11 protein-coding genes, 2 tRNA genes and 2 rRNA genes are annotated in these 16,891 nt (G+C 41.7%); 9 read left to right on the top strand and 6 right to left on the bottom strand.

Translation table 11 applies throughout. The features are described from left to right. Window positions 1-5 precede the first annotated feature (5 nt). The 4 genes from J576_RS02485 to J576_RS02500 all read right to left on the bottom strand — a co-directional run bounded on the left by J576_RS02485 (window position 6) and on the right by J576_RS02500 (window position 5,041). Window positions 6-2,896, bottom strand: a 23S ribosomal RNA gene (locus J576_RS02485). 340 nt (window positions 2,897-3,236) lie between these two features. Next, window positions 3,237-3,312, bottom strand: a tRNA-Ala gene (locus J576_RS02490). 55 nt (window positions 3,313-3,367) lie between these two features. Next, window positions 3,368-3,444 (bottom strand) — tRNA-Ile (locus J576_RS02495). Window positions 3,445-3,503: 59 nt separating this feature from the next. Next, window positions 3,504-5,041 (bottom strand): 16S ribosomal RNA (locus J576_RS02500). The 16S and 23S rRNA genes sit together here with 2 tRNA genes alongside, the layout of an rRNA operon. 571 nt (window positions 5,042-5,612) lie before the next feature. On the opposite strand from J576_RS02500, the gene J576_RS02505 reads away from it, so the two are divergent. The 7 genes from J576_RS02505 to J576_RS02535 all read left to right on the top strand — a co-directional run bounded on the left by J576_RS02505 (window position 5,613) and on the right by J576_RS02535 (window position 10,578). Then, window positions 5,613-6,512 (top strand): MlaA family lipoprotein, encoded by a 900-nt coding sequence (locus tag J576_RS02505; RefSeq protein WP_002054553.1) that lies wholly within the window; start codon window positions 5,613-5,615, stop codon window positions 6,510-6,512. Window positions 6,513-6,627: 115 nt separating this feature from the next. Continuing rightward, the gene (gene gigA, locus J576_RS02510; protein ID WP_002054548.1) at window positions 6,628-7,596 is read left to right on the top strand and encodes an RsbU family protein phosphatase GigA; all 969 of its coding nucleotides are present in this window, start codon (window positions 6,628-6,630) and stop codon (window positions 7,594-7,596) included. A gap of 102 nt (window positions 7,597-7,698) precedes the next feature. Beyond that, window positions 7,699-8,220, top strand: coding sequence for an anti-anti-sigma factor GigB (gene gigB / locus J576_RS02515; protein ID WP_000103065.1), 522 nt, complete (start codon window positions 7,699-7,701; stop codon window positions 8,218-8,220). A gap of 26 nt (window positions 8,221-8,246) precedes the next feature. Continuing rightward, complete coding sequence (locus J576_RS02520; protein WP_002054557.1) at window positions 8,247-9,071, top strand: carbon-nitrogen hydrolase family protein; 825 nt, start codon at window positions 8,247-8,249, stop codon at window positions 9,069-9,071. A gap of 14 nt (window positions 9,072-9,085) precedes the next feature. Continuing rightward, a complete protein-coding gene (locus J576_RS02525) occupies window positions 9,086-9,463 on the top strand; it encodes a DUF4951 domain-containing protein (protein WP_002054542.1) in 378 nt (125 codons plus the stop codon). A 158-nt stretch (window positions 9,464-9,621) separates the two neighbouring features. Continuing rightward, window positions 9,622-10,059, top strand: a complete 438-nt coding sequence (locus J576_RS02530) for a MarR family winged helix-turn-helix transcriptional regulator (protein ID WP_002054569.1) — start codon at window positions 9,622-9,624, stop codon at window positions 10,057-10,059. 87 nt (window positions 10,060-10,146) lie between these two features. After that, a complete protein-coding gene (locus J576_RS02535) occupies window positions 10,147-10,578 on the top strand; it encodes an organic hydroperoxide resistance protein (protein WP_000051124.1) in 432 nt (143 codons plus the stop codon). 55 nt (window positions 10,579-10,633) lie between these two features. Here J576_RS02535 and gspE read toward each other — a convergent pair whose 3' ends face one another. Continuing rightward, window positions 10,634-12,124 (bottom strand): type II secretion system ATPase GspE, encoded by a 1,491-nt coding sequence (gene gspE / locus J576_RS02540; RefSeq protein WP_002054544.1) that lies wholly within the window; start codon window positions 12,122-12,124, stop codon window positions 10,634-10,636. A 96-nt stretch (window positions 12,125-12,220) separates the two neighbouring features. Here gspE and J576_RS02545 point away from each other — a divergent pair, with 96 nt between their 5' ends. Further along, window positions 12,221-13,042, top strand: a complete 822-nt coding sequence (locus J576_RS02545; protein ID WP_002054549.1) for a DUF432 domain-containing protein — start codon at window positions 12,221-12,223, stop codon at window positions 13,040-13,042. 9 nt (window positions 13,043-13,051) lie between these two features. After that, a complete protein-coding gene (locus J576_RS02550) occupies window positions 13,052-13,969 on the top strand; it encodes a mechanosensitive ion channel family protein (RefSeq protein ID WP_002054522.1) in 918 nt (305 codons plus the stop codon). Here J576_RS02550 and J576_RS02555 read toward each other — a convergent pair. Then, window positions 13,959-16,766: a DUF2339 domain-containing protein gene (locus J576_RS02555; RefSeq protein ID WP_025468015.1), complete on the bottom strand. Its 2,808-nt coding sequence runs from the start codon at window positions 16,764-16,766 to the stop codon at window positions 13,959-13,961. The two genes, J576_RS02550 and J576_RS02555, sit on opposite strands and share 11 nt — an antisense overlap. Window positions 16,767-16,891: the final 125 nt, after the last annotated feature.

Genomic DNA, 16,891 nt, shown 5'->3' on the forward strand with positions numbered 1-16,891 from the left:
GTTGTATAGTCAAGCCTCACGAGCAATTAGTATTGGTCAGCTTCACATATCACTATGCTTCCACATCCAACCTATCAACGTCCTAGTCTCGAACGGCTCTTTAGAGGAATAAATTCCTAGGGAAATCTTATCTTGAGGTAGGCTTCCCGCTTAGATGCTTTCAGCGGTTATCCCTTCCGAACATAGCTACCCGGCGATGCGACTGGCGTCACAACCGGTACACCAGAGGTTCGTCCACTCTGGTCCTCTCGTACTAGGAGCAGATCCTCTCAAATTTCCAGCGCCCACGGTAGATAGGGACCGAACTGTCTCACGACGTTCTAAACCCAGCTCGCGTACCTCTTTAAATGGCGAACAGCCATACCCTTGGGACCTGCTTCAGCCCCAGGATGAGATGAGCCGACATCGAGGTGCCAAACACCGCCGTCGATATGAACTCTTGGGCGGTATCAGCCTGTTATCCCCAGAGTACCTTTTATCCGTTGAGCGATGGCCCTTCCATACAGAACCACCGGATCACTAAGACCTACTTTCGTACCTGCTCGACTTGTGGGTCTCGCAGTTAAGCGCGCTTTTGCCTTTATACTCTACGCGTGATTTCCGACCACGCTGAGCGCACCTTCGTACTCCTCCGTTACTCTTTAGGAGGAGACCGCCCCAGTCAAACTACCCACCAGACACGGTCCTCGTCCCGGATAACGGGACAGAGTTAGAACCTCAACATTACCAGGGTGGTATTTCAAGGACGGCTCCATTGGAACTAGCGTTCCAACTTCAAAGCCTCCCACCTATCCTACACAAGTAAGGTCAAAGTTCAGTGTCAAGCTGCAGTAAAGGTTCACGGGGTCTTTCCGTCTAGCCGCGGGTACACTGCATCTTCACAGCGATTTCGATTTCACTGAGCCTCTGCTGGAGACAGCGCCGCCATCATTATGCCATTCGTGCAGGTCGGAACTTACCCGACAAGGAATTTCGCTACCTTAGGACCGTTATAGTTACGGCCGCCGTTTACTGGGGCTTCGATCAAGAGCTTCGCTTACGCTAACCCCATCAATTAACCTTCCAGCACCGGGCAGGCATCACACCCTATACGTCCACTTTCGTGTTTGCAGAGTGCTATGTTTTTAATAAACAGTTGCAGCGGCCTGGTTTCTGCGGCTGTCATCAGCTCAGGAAGCAAGTTCCATCACCAACAACAGCGTACCTTCTCCCGAAGTTACGGTACCATTTTGCCTAGTTCCTTCAGCAGAGTTCTCTCAAGCGCCTTGGTCTACTCGACCTGACCACCTGTGTCGGTTTCGGGTACGATTCCTGTGTAACTGAAGCTTAGAGACTTTTCCTGGAAGCATGGTATCAGCCACTTCGCTGTACAAGTACAGCTTGCTATCGGATCTCAGTATAGAGTACCCCGGATTTGCCTAAGATACATACCTACATCCTTCCACCTGGACAACCAACGCCAGGCTGACTTAACCTTCTCCGTCCTCTCATCGCATTACACAGAAGTATTGGAATATTAACCAATTTCCCATCGACTACGCCTTTCGGCCTCGCCTTAGGGGTCGACTCACCCAGCCCCGATTAACGTTGGACTGGAACCCTTGGTCTTTCGGCGAACGGGTTTTTCACCCGTTTTGTCGTTACTCACGTCAGCATTCGCACTTCTGATACCTCCAGCATACTTCTCAATACACCTTCATCGGCTTACAGAACGCTCCCCTACCACTTGACTAATGTCAAATCCGCAGCTTCGGCACATAGTTTTAGCCCCGTTACATCTTCCGCGCAGGCCGACTCGACTAGTGAGCTATTACGCTTTCTTTAAAGGGTGGCTGCTTCTAAGCCAACCTCCTAGCTGTCTATGCCTTCCCACATCGTTTCCCACTTAACTATGATTTTGGGGCCTTAGCTGGCGGTCTGGATTGTTTTCCTCTTGACTACGGACGTTAGCACCCGCAGTCTGTCTCCCGGATAGTACTCATAGGTATTCGGAGTTTGCATCGGTTTGGTAAGTCGGGATGACCCCCTAGCCGAAACAGTGCTCTACCCCCTATGGTATTCGTCCGAGGCGCTACCTAAATAGCTTTCGGGGAGAACCAGCTATCACCAGGCTTGATTAGCCTTTCACCCCTATCCACAAGTCATCCCCTGGCTTTTCAACGACAGTGGGTTCGGTCCTCCAGTTAGTGTTACCCAACCTTCAACCTGCTCATGGATAGATCGCCTGGTTTCGGGTCTATACCCAGCAACTAAACGCCCTATTAAGACTCGATTTCTCTACGGCTCCCCTATACGGTTAACCTCGCTACTGAATATAAGTCGCTGACCCATTATACAAAAGGTACGCAGTCACACCACGAAGGTGCTCCCACTGCTTGTATGCATGCGGTTTCAGGATCTATTTCACTCCCCTCACAGGGGTTCTTTTCGCCTTTCCCTCACGGTACTGGTTCACTATCGGTCAGTCAGGAGTATTTAGCCTTGGAGGATGGTCCCCCCATATTCAGACAAGGTTTCACGTGCCTCGCCCTACTCGTCATCATTATGTGTGCCCTTTCGTGTACGGGAATATCACCCTCTACGTTCGCACTTCCCAGAGCGTTCCACTAAAACACACATAACTTAATGGGCTGATCCCCGTTCGCTCGCCGCTACTGAGGGAATCTCAATTGATTTCTTTTCCTAAGGGTACTGAGATGTTTCACTTCCCCTCGTTCGCCTTGCAACACTATGTATTCATGTTGCAATACCTACCTTAAAGTAGGTGGGTTCCCCCATTCAGACATCTCCGGATCAAAGGATATTTGCCGCCTCCCCGGAGCTTTTCGCAGGCTATCACGTCTTTCATCGCCTCTGACTGCCAAGGCATCCACCACATGCACTTAATTACTTGACTATACAACCCCAAACAGTCGACGTTACCTACAAGTTAGTAACTTCAACATTTCAGTTTAGAGCACTGTGTATTTAAACACTGTACAGCTTCAATCTAAATTCATATACCAAAACGCTTGATTCAGTTAATTTGCTAGTTCTCAATTCATTCAGATTAATTGCTTAATCTAAACTCTTGAGTGAACAATTTATTTCAGACTCAATTTTGCCAATCTGTTAATGAATAAACACGCCTTCGTCAGGTCATGCTTAATACCGTGATACTTAAATCACAGAAGTTAATAAACCAAGACCGAAATCTCTATTTACTAATTTCTGTAATCCGAACTTATCTTAAGTTCTGGTGGAGACTAGGAGAGTCGAACTCCTGACCTCCTGCGTGCAAAGCAGGCGCTCTACCAACTAAGCTAAGTCCCCAGCTTACATCATCAGTCATGTATCTTTTATCTATAACTTTAACCAGTCAAAGTCATGGTGGGTCTGACAAGACTTGAACTTGTGACCCCACGCTTATCAAGCGTGTGCTCTAACCAACTGAGCTACAGACCCTCAGATACATCTATGAAGAACAACTTGTTGTGGATTCTTACCAATCGTCAATCTTTCGTTAAGGAGGTGATCCAGCCGCAGGTTCCCCTACGGCTACCTTGTTACGACTTCACCCCAGTCATCGGCCACACCGTGGTAACCGCCCTCTTTGCAGTTAGGCTAGCTACTTCTGGTGCAACAAACTCCCATGGTGTGACGGGCGGTGTGTACAAGGCCCGGGAACGTATTCACCGCGGCATTCTGATCCGCGATTACTAGCGATTCCGACTTCATGGAGTCGAGTTGCAGACTCCAATCCGGACTACGATCGGCTTTTTGAGATTAGCATCACATCGCTGTGTAGCAACCCTTTGTACCGACCATTGTAGCACGTGTGTAGCCCTGGCCGTAAGGGCCATGATGACTTGACGTCGTCCCCGCCTTCCTCCAGTTTGTCACTGGCAGTATCCTTAAAGTTCCCGACATTACTCGCTGGCAAATAAGGAAAAGGGTTGCGCTCGTTGCGGGACTTAACCCAACATCTCACGACACGAGCTGACGACAGCCATGCAGCACCTGTATGTAAGTTCCCGAAGGCACCAATCCATCTCTGGAAAGTTCTTACTATGTCAAGGCCAGGTAAGGTTCTTCGCGTTGCATCGAATTAAACCACATGCTCCACCGCTTGTGCGGGCCCCCGTCAATTCATTTGAGTTTTAGTCTTGCGACCGTACTCCCCAGGCGGTCTACTTATCGCGTTAGCTGCGCCACTAAAGCCTCAAAGGCCCCAACGGCTAGTAGACATCGTTTACGGCATGGACTACCAGGGTATCTAATCCTGTTTGCTCCCCATGCTTTCGCACCTCAGCGTCAGTGTTAGGCCAGATGGCTGCCTTCGCCATCGGTATTCCTCCAGATCTCTACGCATTTCACCGCTACACCTGGAATTCTACCATCCTCTCCCACACTCTAGCTAACCAGTATCGAATGCAATTCCCAAGTTAAGCTCGGGGATTTCACATTTGACTTAATTAGCCGCCTACGCGCGCTTTACGCCCAGTAAATCCGATTAACGCTTGCACCCTCTGTATTACCGCGGCTGCTGGCACAGAGTTAGCCGGTGCTTATTCTGCGAGTAACGTCCACTATCTCTAGGTATTATCTAAAGTAGCCTCCTCCTCGCTTAAAGTGCTTTACAACCATAAGGCCTTCTTCACACACGCGGCATGGCTGGATCAGGCTTGCGCCCATTGTCCAATATTCCCCACTGCTGCCTCCCGTAGGAGTCTGGGCCGTGTCTCAGTCCCAGTGTGGCGGATCATCCTCTCAGACCCGCTACAGATCGTCGCCTTGGTAGGCCTTTACCCCACCAACTAGCTAATCCGACTTAGGCTCATCTATTAGCGCAAGGTCCGAAGATCCCCTGCTTTCTCCCGTAGGACGTATGCGGTATTAGCATCCCTTTCGAGATGTTGTCCCCCACTAATAGGCAGATTCCTAAGCATTACTCACCCGTCCGCCGCTAGGTCCAGTAGCAAGCTACCTTCCCCCGCTCGACTTGCATGTGTTAAGCCTGCCGCCAGCGTTCAATCTGAGCCATGATCAAACTCTTCAGTTAAAATCATTTTGCACCTTATTTATAGACAAGGTGCCAATTCTGGCTCATCAATTACTGACTTAAATTTCGCTCAAATAAACTTCGAGTAATTTAAACCAATCAATCAATGAAAATTATTTCGATTAATCAATCAGTAAAAATCCACACAAGTTGTTCTTCAATTCTCTTAATGATCTTCTTCCTGGTTCGTCACCAGCAAGCTAGGTCGGCTATATTACTCTTAATCTCTTAAAAGTCAACAGGTAATTTCGATATTTTTAAAACTTATTTCTCAAACCAACTTAACATTAAATTCATCACTTAAAGTAACCAATCTAATCTCAAGTAACTGTTTTTCAACAAGTTTCTATCTGCATCACCGCCGATGGATGTGCATTATAGACCATCCAAATCCCTTTGCAATACCTTTTTCACATCCCACGAATCAACCGATCATTTTTTGGGCTTTTTAGTCATTTTTCTATATTATTTGACCAATTTTACATTGATAATAGCTTATCGCTTCTGTATTAAAATATATCTCTATCCAACTGCATATTGAACAGAGCCTGGCTAGCGGTTAAGGAATTATATGAATTATTCTAATTTACTATTATCGAGCTTATTAACTGTGGGTCTTTATACCTCAGCACACGCTCAGGAAAATCTTGCTGAAGAATCTGCCGCTAGTCCGGAAGATGCTACTTCGACAGAGGCTCAGCAGGGCCGCCCCCGTTCACAAATTATTAAAGACTTGAAAGCACTAAAAGCTAAAGATTTAAAAATTAATGCAAACGCTGCTCAACCGGATACAGTAAAAGATCCATTACAGTCATTAAACCGTCCGATTTATTCTTTTAATGACATGTTGGATCGCAATATTCTTCGTCCAGTTGCAGTTCAATATAATGAGAAAACTCCAGAAGATGTGCGTGGCTCTTATCGTCAGTTCCGTAAAAATCTTGGAGAGCCATGGAATGCTGTTAACCAGTTAATTCAAGGACGCCCTGGACGTGCAGCAAAAACACTCGGCCGATTTACTGTTAATACATTAACAACTTTAGGTTTAGCTGACCCTGCTAGTCGCTTAGGCCTTCCGCCTGAAGATGAAAGCTTTGGTGTAACTCTTGGTTATTATGGCGTTCCTTCTGGGCCATTTTTGATGTTGCCTTTCTTTGGACCGAGTACATTACGTGATGGGATTGGCTTAGGTGTAGATTCTCAGGCTCGTCCACAAAAGTACATCATGGATAACCAAGATGGTCTTTACTGGTCAACTAATGTCTTACAGGCCATTGATACACGTGCTCAATATCTAGATTTGGATCAAACCATACAAGGTGATCAATATGCGATGATTCGCGATTTGTATCTCCAACGTAAGGCTTTCCAGATTGCTGAGAAAAAAGGTAATTCAGCAGACGTATCTTTTATTGATGATGACGAATCTGAAGATGTACCAGATGATAGTCAAACTAAAACTAAAAAATAATTAAAGAAGAAATCAAGGTATTGTAGTCTTCATATAAAAAGGCAATACCTTGATTTTGATCATACATCCTCTATGATGGATAAAGTGATCTTGTAAAAGGACTACCATATCTTCTATGTATTTTATTAAACCGACCCGCTCTATTCCTTTCTTAGAGCAAGCTCTGGAAGCATTACCAGACTTACAAGTCATTCACATAGATGATCTCGATTTATATGATCCAACAATTATCGCAATTGCAGATGTACAAGATTTCCTGACTCATAAATGGCGTTTACCTACCATTGTTATTGCTTTTGAGCATGAAGGTAGTGCTTTAGCTCAAGCATGGGAAGCAGGTGCTCTTGCGGGATGGGTATGGAACCAGTTACCTCAAGATTTAAACAAGGCATTAACAAGGATTGATGCTCAATATAAACGCAATCAAGATAGTCGCGATTTACCTTCCGCCGCAGAATTGCAAAAACGTTTATTACCAAATCCTATTGATTTATTAAATTATGAAGTTGAAACTTTTTTTCAACCTTCCGCCTATCTATCAGGTGACTGGTATGATTATTGGAAATTAAATGATAAAGAGGTTTTATTCTATCTTGCCGATGTATCGGGACACGGTGTTACAAGCAGTTTATTAACTTCATGGATGGCTGCCTTTCATGGTCGTTCAAAAACACCGCGACAGTTGATTAAAAAATTAAATGGAATGTTAGTTCAAGAGAATATTGAAAAACATATTACGATTGTAGTTGGTATTTTAAATCTGGAAACACATAGCCTTCGTTGGTCTAGTGCAGGTCACTACCCTCCTCCAATTATTTTTGAACCTAATCAACCTCCAAAAATTTTAACAACTAGTAGCTTTCCTTTGGGTTTAACTGACGAACTAGAAGTTGAAGAACACGTTTGCACATTAAATCGTCATGCACGTTTCATAGTTTGTTCAGATGGAGCATTAGAACCATTTGATGGCGGATTGAATGATCAATTTCAACAATTGGTTCAACATTTGCAAAATCAATCATTCCAAGCCCCTGATCATGTTGCTGATGACATTGCCATCTTTAGTCTTTGTCGAATGAATTAATTTAAAAATCAAACAATTAAAAAATATACGACTTAAGGACTCTTGAGTCTGAGATGGCACTATGTGATAATTTTTCTATCCTTCTCTGAAAATGGCATTTATATGTCAACAGGTCATGTTGAATATGCAAGCTTAAATGGAACGCATATTTTCAAACTTATTGGTGAAGTGCGAGCCCATTCTTGTATAAGTCTAGACAAACTTTTAAACAGAATTGAACAGCAAGAGAATGTTGTTGGTGCAATCGTTGATTTAACCCAAACAACATTTATTGATAGTACTGTATTAGGTATCTTAGCTAAGCTAGGTTTAAAACTGAAACAGACTCATCATATTCAAGCTGTGATGCTATCTACCAATCCAGATATCACAACCTTAGCCAACAGCATGGGGCTAGGGCAGGTTTTTGTCATTCTGAATTATTGTGGCGATCCTAACGTTTGTACTTTAACGTTAACGGATGAACACATTACTCATAATGCGATGCTAAGAACTGTTCTGGATGCGCATAAGACATTGATGAAACTCAATGCAAATAATCAGAATATGTTTGAGCCACTTGTTAAGCAATTGCAGAAAGAACAAGATACGCTTGAACAAGTATCTGATAAGCAAAATGCCTAAATTTTATTGCTAATCGGGATTTGTATATGACTCTTGTTTCAGTTGTTCAAATGAATTCTCAAGATGACATTGAAAGCAACTTTCAAATAATTGAGTCATTGATTCAGCAAAGCAAGGCTCAAAATGCTAGCTTAATTGTTTTTCCCGAGAACTTTGTATGTTTCGCTGCTGGTAAACAGCGTGAAACAGCTGAGCAATTTGAATCGATCCAGCAAAGACTTGAGAAACTTGCGCATCAATATCAAATCTGGATTGTTGCAGGTACTCTGCCCTGCCCATTCCGTCCAGATGGATCTATCATTCAAGATGGCCGCGTGCGCACAGTAAGCTTATGTATCAGTCCTGAAGGTACAGAAGCACGATACGACAAAATACATTTATTTGATGTACAAGTTGGCGATGCTGTCGGTGGATATCAAGAATCCCGTTTCTTTGAGCCTGGAACAGACGTTGTAGTCACATCTACTCCTTTTGGCAATATCGGCCTAATGGTATGTTATGACTTGCGTTTTCCCGAGTTAGCTTTAACCCTCAGACAACAAGGCGCTCATCTATTGACTGCTCCAGCAGCATTTACCTATACAACAGGGCAAATGCACTGGCAGCTGTTGTTGCAAGCACGTGCAATGGATAGCCAATGCTATGTTTTAGGAGCGGCACAACAAGGTTGGCATGGGGAAAAACGTCAAACTTGGGGACATGCAGGAGCAACTGATAGCCGTGGACAAATTTTAAGTATGATTGAACATGAAGGTAATGGTTTAATTACTGTACCTTTTGATTTAGCTGCTCAAGAACTTGTTCGCACTTCAATGCCTTTAATGACTCATCGTAAATTAATTCACTATTAAAAGCTTAATTATTCATGTGGAAATACTTATTTAGCATTTTTTGCTTAGGGGCAAATATTCACTGTTACGCAGCGGATTTTGGTGCAACAAATCATTTTGTTTCCCCAAATTTACAGCTTAAACAAAATACTTTTCCACCTACTCCAAAAAATATTCCTCTTCCTGCTTTTGGGCAACGAATTATTGGCTGGGGAACTGGTGCTGAAGGTGCAAGACAACGTTTAGAAAATATTCAACCAGCTGATGTTTCTATGATAAAAAAACAAGGCACAACCTTGGAAATGATTACAGCTTGGCAGGATTTTTACGAACAAGAGCAACAACGCGATGAGAACAATCCAACTGCAAGATACCGTGCTCGTTTAATGAAAAAAATTGCTGACCTCTGGTAATTGTTTCAAATTCATATTTTAAAGTTATAGAGTAATCCTTTGATTACACTTTTTTTGCGTTATCTGATTTTTATCAATAACTCAGAATTATGAGCATTTAAGAAATTAAACATAAAGCGATATACTAGAAAAGCACCCACTAGTTTTCTGAGGAATATATGGACCAAGACTGTCAAAACTTAAAGCTTGAGAATCAATTATGTTTCCTCATTTATTCAACAAATTTAGCTCTTAATCAACTTTATCGTAAACTTTTAACTCCATTAGGTATTACCTATCCTCAATATTTGGTGATGTTGGTTTTATGGGAAAAAGATGAGCTTACTGTTTCAGAAATTGGCAGCAAGTTATTTTTAGAGTCCTCCACCTTAACACCAATTTTAAAAAAGCTAGAAGCACTGCAATTTGTTAATCGTACTCGTTCAAAAGAAGATGAACGACAAGTAATTATTACGTTAAGCGAAAACGGGAAAAAACTTAAAGAACGGGCAGTGAATATTCCAGCTCATATATTGGAAGCAAGTTCTTGTGATATGACCACGTTACTCGGCCTAAAAGATCAACTGACACAGCTTCGTACAAATATAGCTAAATAATTACCACTTTTTTTACAAAATTAACTTGTCAAAATATTTAAGTCGTGTACGATATATTTGTATTCAATTTAATTTAGGAATAAAAAGATGTCTTTAGAAAAAGTTGTGTATCGTGCAAAAGCTAAAGCAACTGGTGGCCGTGATGGTCGTGCAACTTCATCAGACGGTGTATTAGACGTACAACTTGGTGTGCCTAAAGAAATGGGTGGCGCTGGTGGTGCTGTAACCAACCCAGAACAATTATTTGCAGCTGGTTATTCAGCGTGCTTTTTAGGCGCTTTAAAATTTGTTGCTAACCGCGATAAATTCAACATTAGCAAAGATGCTTATGTTGAAGGTGAAGTTGGTATTGGTCCAATTCCTACAGGTTTTAGTATTGAAGTTACTTTAAATGTTTATTTAATTGGTATGGACCGCGAAGAAGCTGAAAAATTAGTTGCAGCAGCTCATATTGTTTGTCCATATTCAAATGCGACTCGTAACAATATTGATGTAACTTTTAATATTGTGACTGAATAATTATTCATATTGAAAAATGCCCGAATATTATCGGGCATTTTTTATATCTTTCGTATTATGCTTCACTTGCTTCATTAGTTACACGAAGTACTTCTTCAAGTGTAGTTTTGCCTGAGAGCACTTTACGCAAGCCATCATCTCGAATAGAACCAGAATACTGACGGGCATGATTTTCTAATTCAAACTCTGCTGCATTACCATGAATGAGTCGGCGCATAGGTTCATCAATAGGTACAATTTCATAAATCGCTGTACGGCCATTAAACCCTAAGTGGGAACATTGCTCACACCCTTGAGCTTCCGGTAACTTTAAAGTTGGCTCATGCGAAATATACTGAAAAACCTGCTTTTCAAAAGTATCGGCTTCACGCCATGTCATACAATGTGGACATAAGGTACGAACCAAACGCTGAGCAACGACCCCAATTAAAGAACTTGAAAGTAAGAACGGTTCAATTCCCATATCTTTAAGACGAGTAACCGCACCAATAGCAGTATTGGTATGTAGTGTCGATAAAACCAAATGACCTGTTAATGATGCTTGCACTGCAATTTCAGCAGTTTCTAAATCACGAATCTCACCAACCATTACAACATCTGGATCTTGACGTAACATTGCCTTTAAAGCACGAGCGAATGTCATATCCACTTTGGTATTAACTTGTGTTTGCCCTATGCCTTCAAGTTGATATTCGATTGGGTCTTCGGCAGTTAAGATGTTGCGTGTATTATCATTTAAATCAGATAAAGCTGCATATAAGGTAGTGGTTTTTCCCGAACCCGTAGGACCTGTAACTAAAATAATTCCGTGTGGACGATGCACCAATTGAGTTAAACGCTCATAGTCATTTGCCATTAAACCCAAGTGAGTCATATTAAGGCGACCCGCTTGTTTATCAAGCAAACGCATAACAACTCGCTCGCCATGAGACGAAGGCAAAGTAGATACACGCACATCCACTTCACGTCCAGCAAGTCGTAAAGAAATACGTCCATCTTGCGGCACACGCTTTTCGGCAATATCTAGTTTCGCCATAACTTTAATACGTGAAACAAGTAACGGTGCCAACTCACGGCGCGGCTGTACAATTTCACGTAATTGACCATCTACCCGCAAACGAACGGATAATTTTTTTTCAAAAGCTTCAATATGGATATCAGAAGCACCAACTCGAATCGCCTCTGATAGAAGTGCATTGATCAGACGGACAATAGGCGCGTCATCTTCTTGGTCCATTAAGTCTTCTGTTTCAGGAACCTGATCGGCCAAACTCAATAAATCTGGATGATCTTCTAGACCTGCTGCAACTTGTTGCGACTCCCCTGTGTCACCAGCATAACTCGTACTTAATAAGCTATTAAACTCTTGTTCAGTACATAGCTGATAATGTGCAGGCTTCCCCAAAATTCGTCTTGCTTCCTGCAATGCAATTTTTTCTGTATTTTGACGTCTAACAATAAAAACTTGATCACCGTCATAACGAAATAAAACACCATGACGCTTGGCAAAACTATATGGAACTTGTATTTGTTTCAATATTTGCATCACAATTTATAATGATGAGTAAGATGATTTTGAGTGTACTCTAAGCAGATTACAGCGTGAAGTCTGTTTAACAACTCGGTAGAGGAATTTTACGTCTTGTTTGAAAATAATGAATATCAGCCTCGCCCCCAGAATTCTTTAAAATGGTGGGGTGAACAGCACTTTGAAATTAACCAGTCGAAAGCATGGCAATTCGGTTCAATGCTCTTTCGTTTAACGCGGGGCATAAAAGAATGGCGTATCGAATATTATCGTCCCACTCTCCAAGATGATAATGAACAAGATTGGCACATTATCTCGGATGCAAATTTTGGTTTCCCCCATACTGTTCAAGTCGAACGTTACATGTTTAGAAAAACTAATCCGAAGTTTCTACTCATGCCACGTTTGGCGGACCGATCTGTTGTGATTAAACCTGTTGATCCAATTTATATTCCAGCAGGTCAGCGAGGGACTCTTTATATTAGTACTCCTTTATGGATTGCAGGTTTAGTTGAAAGTCAGCATGAACCTTTATTTGAGATTCCTGTAATTCAGCCTAAAGATACATGGTTTGGACCCAATGCACAGCAAGGTGAAATTTGCTATGCCACCTCTGTTGATGGACGTACCGATTTAAATCTATTAACACCACGTGCCTTTAGAGCAGTTACGCCGATTGATTTTCACAATACCAGTAATCATCAATTACGCTTTGATCGTATGAATGTTCCGGTTACCGCCCTACCGCTATTTTATAGTGAAAGTACGGGACGCTTATGGACCTCACAGATTAAAGTTTATTATGAAGGGTCTGACCGTCCAGCTCGTATACGAATTGAAAACCGTACACCGCCTCTTGCAGGTGAAGTGACTTACGTACATCCCCCACGTTCACCTGGCGGTGCACTATTTAATATGTTTGATTCATTTTTTTAAGGGGGTTCTATGGCTGATTCAAATATTCCTAGAGATATCGCTGATAGCCTCAAAAGTATATTCACCAATATTAACACCGAACGTATCAGTGAAATTTTAGTCGGTGTTGTGCTTTGTTTTATTGGTTTTGTCCTTGCCCGTATTATTTCAAATACATTTATTAGAACCGTTGGCTCACGTTTTAATGCTCATCAGCGTCTGGTATGGCGCCGCGGTATTTTCTATTTTATTTTCTTACTCTTCATTATGACGAGTTTAAAAGAAGCCGGGTTCAAACTTAGTGTATTCCTAGGGGCAGCGGGGATCTTAACAGTAGCACTTGGTTTTGCTTCGCAAACCTCTGCCAGTAACTTGATTAGTGGTTTATTTTTGATTGGTGAAGGTTCATTTGAAGTCGGTGATACTATTCAAATCACCCTCATTCGTGGCAATACCATCGAAGGTGAAGTCATCTCAATTGATTTGCTTTCAGTAAAATTGCTTACACTCGACAACGTCTATATTCGTTTACCGAATGAACAACTTATTCGTGCCCCTGTACACAACTTATCTAAATACCCGATACGCCGTATTCCAATTACACTCGCCATTAACTTTCATGAAGACATTATTAAAGTCCGTGAGGTTCTACTTAACGTCGCAGCAAATTACCCACTCGTGTTAGATGACCCAAAACCTGCGGTTACAGTAACTGCATTTAGGGAATCATCGATTGAGCTTTTATTTGCAATGTGGTGCCGCCAAGAAAATTCTTTAAAAGTTCGAGATGAAATGCAAGAACGTATCCGAAATGGCTTTTTAGATAACCAAATTGAGATTCCTGTTCCTAAAATGGGATTAATTGATCGACCATCTAATATTTTTGCTGACGATGATATCGATCAATACAGTAATCAAAAAGAGTTAAAAAGAGAGCCTAAAGCTTAGGCTCTTGATTCTTCTGTGCGGTAGATGATGGTGGTAATGGTGCAAGATAAGCAATAATCAACATTACCCCACCTGCTCCAATAAATGAAATAACTCGAGTTAACGTTGCACTTTGCGATAGATCAAGCAAAATCAGCTTTAATACAACAATCCCTAAAAGTGCAGCGCCTACAAACCAGAGTTGACGAATCATTTTTCGACTAGAGAATGTCGTCAATACAAATGCCAAAATAACCCAAAGTAAGGTCAAACTTAGCTGTACTAGACCATTTGTCCAAATTGAAGCGCTCCATAGCGGTGTTGCCCAGTAATGGTGCAAGCCCCGAACGACTACACTACTAAATACCAGTAAGCCCACTAAAATTGTTGTAATTTTAAAAGTCCACTCCAGTGACTTATCTTGATCAAAATCATGTTGATAAACAATAAAAAGTAAGCCTGCAAATACCACAATTGAAAGAAAGTCCGTTAAGTTAATTAAAGGAATAAAATAAAGGTACTCGGCAGAATGGCTATCAATACTCACCACAAGCAACCACAGTAAGCTTAAACACCACACCGGAATTTGATGCAATAGTGTCGTTTTATGAGTTTTATAAGCCCAAAGCGAATAAGCCACAGGAACAAAAGCCAAAGCGACTATTGGCATTTTTGGGAAAATAGCCACGCCAACTATCGCTAACGCTAACCAGCTTAAACCAGCCCAGACTTTTAAGTATCCAGACTCACCCGTCTGCGGTTGAGCCATAATAAATAAACCGCTCAGAATAATTGTAGCAACTAGGAAAGTAGTTTGCTGTAATGAGTCTCCCCATTTAAACAACGTAAATACTTGACTAACAGAGACCTCCCCCAAAATTAACAACAGTAACAGGCTAATTAAAATTAACTGCAAACTTTGCCATTGCACACGAAGTTTATAGTGAACAATAGCACTAAATATTGCGATTAGGGCTACAGCGAAGATCAAATACGGACTTAAAGCATGATGATGCCATGCCATTATTTCTATACCAGCTACGGCGCCCGCATACATACCTAAGCATAAGAAAATACCGCTAAACATACTTGCGCTAAAATAGCGTTGCTCTTTACTGTTGTATTGCAATAAATAAAAAGCAGAAATGAATTGAGCAATTGCATAAATGCTAGTGCTTAGCGTTGGAAACTCTTCATTTGCCCAAACCTGATAAAACAGTGCAAGTGAACTGAGTAAAACTAAAACTACGCCAATATATCGGCTTAAACGATAGCGCTCAGTTACTCCCCAAACGATTAAAGCCGTACCTTGTGCGACCCAACCAATTGCCGTCCAGTGCGCTCCCTTTGCAAGTGGAAAAATTAAGGCAAAAAAAGCAACCGCGAGTATGAAAAAACTTTTTGCAAGAACTGAAAGTTGTGGATGGGATTTTTTAATCCAATAAGTTAATACCGCATAGGTACACGCTAATACAGCAGCACCAATGGTCAAAGCTTGGGTCGACTCATGAACTAAATAGGCATGAAGCGTAAAGCCTAATACAGGAACACTAAAAATAAGGCCAACATCTAAGAGTGGAGATACACGAATCCCTTCTTGTTTTTCATGTGCTGAAACCCGAGATATATTTTGGCTATAACGAACACTTAACCAAATAAACAAGGCAATATGACACCATAAGATCCAGTCTAATGTGCCAAATTTTGCTGGCTCGGCATAAAATGCGATTGCACTACCACCAATAAACATTGTGGCAAAGAAAGCAATTTGATTTAAAACTTTCCATGGCTGAATAAAGTTAACGGCAGCGACCGCAAGATTAATGACAAAATAGTAACTAAATAGAAAAATCACATCAGGACGATATTGCGGAATCACTAAAGGAGCCGCATAAGCCATACCGAGTGCCAGTATTGCTAAATAAATGGCTTGTTGTTTTAAGCTCAGGAATACCGTAATTGATAATAAAATAGCAAATAAAATACTCGCTGTAGTTAGACTTGCGATTACACCGAAATGATGCGAGAACACAAGCGTTAGAAAGACAATCGCTAACCCGACACCTTGCAACGCCACAGCAAATAACTGGTTTTTCTTTTGCAAGGTATATCCAAATGCTGTTAATACACCTCCAGCAATGGCAATAAAACCAAGTTTCACACCTAAGCTCAACTGCCAATGCTCACTGGCAAAACGCAGTAAGAGCACCACCCCAACCATAAGCACAGCAACAGCAACTCTTAAAATTGGATTACCATGAATCATCCAATCGACTGCTGGTTGCCACCATGCGGTGGTCTGTGTACGAGCTATTTGTTCTTCTTGATCTAAAGCTGTTGTTTCAGGTAAAGCTGGCTCGGTAATATTGTTTGGATCAGCTTGCTCTGATACAGGCATTATCACTTCTGTATGTATAGATTCATTTACACTTACTGTTTGCTTGGCTGACTCGAGGAACAATAGACGAGTATGAAATGTACTAATAGTTTGAATCAAACATAACAGTAAAACCAGTAATGCCCCACCAGCAATCCACATCCAATGATTGATATAAGCAACTAATGCAACCAAAGCGGCGGTATAAATTACCGTTCTTTGCATATGAATAGAATAAAGTGGCGTTGTCTGGTGAGAAAACTGCTCTTCTAAATGAGTTAAACGTTGATGTAGATTTGATAACGACTGAACTAGTATGACAGTAAGAGCAATAGATAAAGCAACAACGGCACTCTGAAATTTAAAACCAATTGAAATGGCTAAAAACAAAGTCAAAGCGATCAAAACAACGATCATTCCCTGTTTGTCTTTTTTATACATGGGCTTAGCAATATGACACCTTCATTACATATCATCTTACTTCAAGCCAATACAAGCGTATATTTATACATACAAAATACTGCAAAAATCATAAACCTGCATTCATAGCCGTTTTCACGTAAAAT

The sequence above is a fragment of the Acinetobacter sp. 766875 genome (assembly GCF_000582055.1).
Classification (GTDB): Bacteria; Pseudomonadota; Gammaproteobacteria; order Pseudomonadales; family Moraxellaceae; genus Acinetobacter; species Acinetobacter nosocomialis.

What these genes read in the sequence shown, in the direction of transcription:
- J576_RS02505 (WP_002054553.1), top strand. Translation starts at nt 5,613, where the DNA reads ATGAATTATTCTAATTTACTATTATCGAGCTTATTAACTGTGGGTCTT.
- gigA (WP_002054548.1), top strand. Translation starts at nt 6,628, where the DNA reads ATGTATTTTATTAAACCGACCCGCTCTATTCCTTTCTTAGAGCAAGCT.
- gigB (WP_000103065.1), top strand. Translation starts at nt 7,699, where the DNA reads ATGTCAACAGGTCATGTTGAATATGCAAGCTTAAATGGAACGCATATT.
- J576_RS02520 (WP_002054557.1), top strand. Translation starts at nt 8,247, where the DNA reads ATGACTCTTGTTTCAGTTGTTCAAATGAATTCTCAAGATGACATTGAA.
- J576_RS02525 (WP_002054542.1), top strand. Translation starts at nt 9,086, where the DNA reads ATGTGGAAATACTTATTTAGCATTTTTTGCTTAGGGGCAAATATTCAC.
- J576_RS02530 (WP_002054569.1), top strand. Translation starts at nt 9,622, where the DNA reads ATGGACCAAGACTGTCAAAACTTAAAGCTTGAGAATCAATTATGTTTC.
- J576_RS02535 (WP_000051124.1), top strand. Translation starts at nt 10,147, where the DNA reads ATGTCTTTAGAAAAAGTTGTGTATCGTGCAAAAGCTAAAGCAACTGGT.
- gspE (WP_002054544.1), bottom strand. Translation starts at nt 12,124, where the DNA reads ATGCAAATATTGAAACAAATACAAGTTCCATATAGTTTTGCCAAGCGT.
- J576_RS02550 (WP_002054522.1), top strand. Translation starts at nt 13,052, where the DNA reads ATGGCTGATTCAAATATTCCTAGAGATATCGCTGATAGCCTCAAAAGT.
- J576_RS02555 (WP_025468015.1), bottom strand. Translation starts at nt 16,766, where the DNA reads ATGTATAAAAAAGACAAACAGGGAATGATCGTTGTTTTGATCGCTTTG.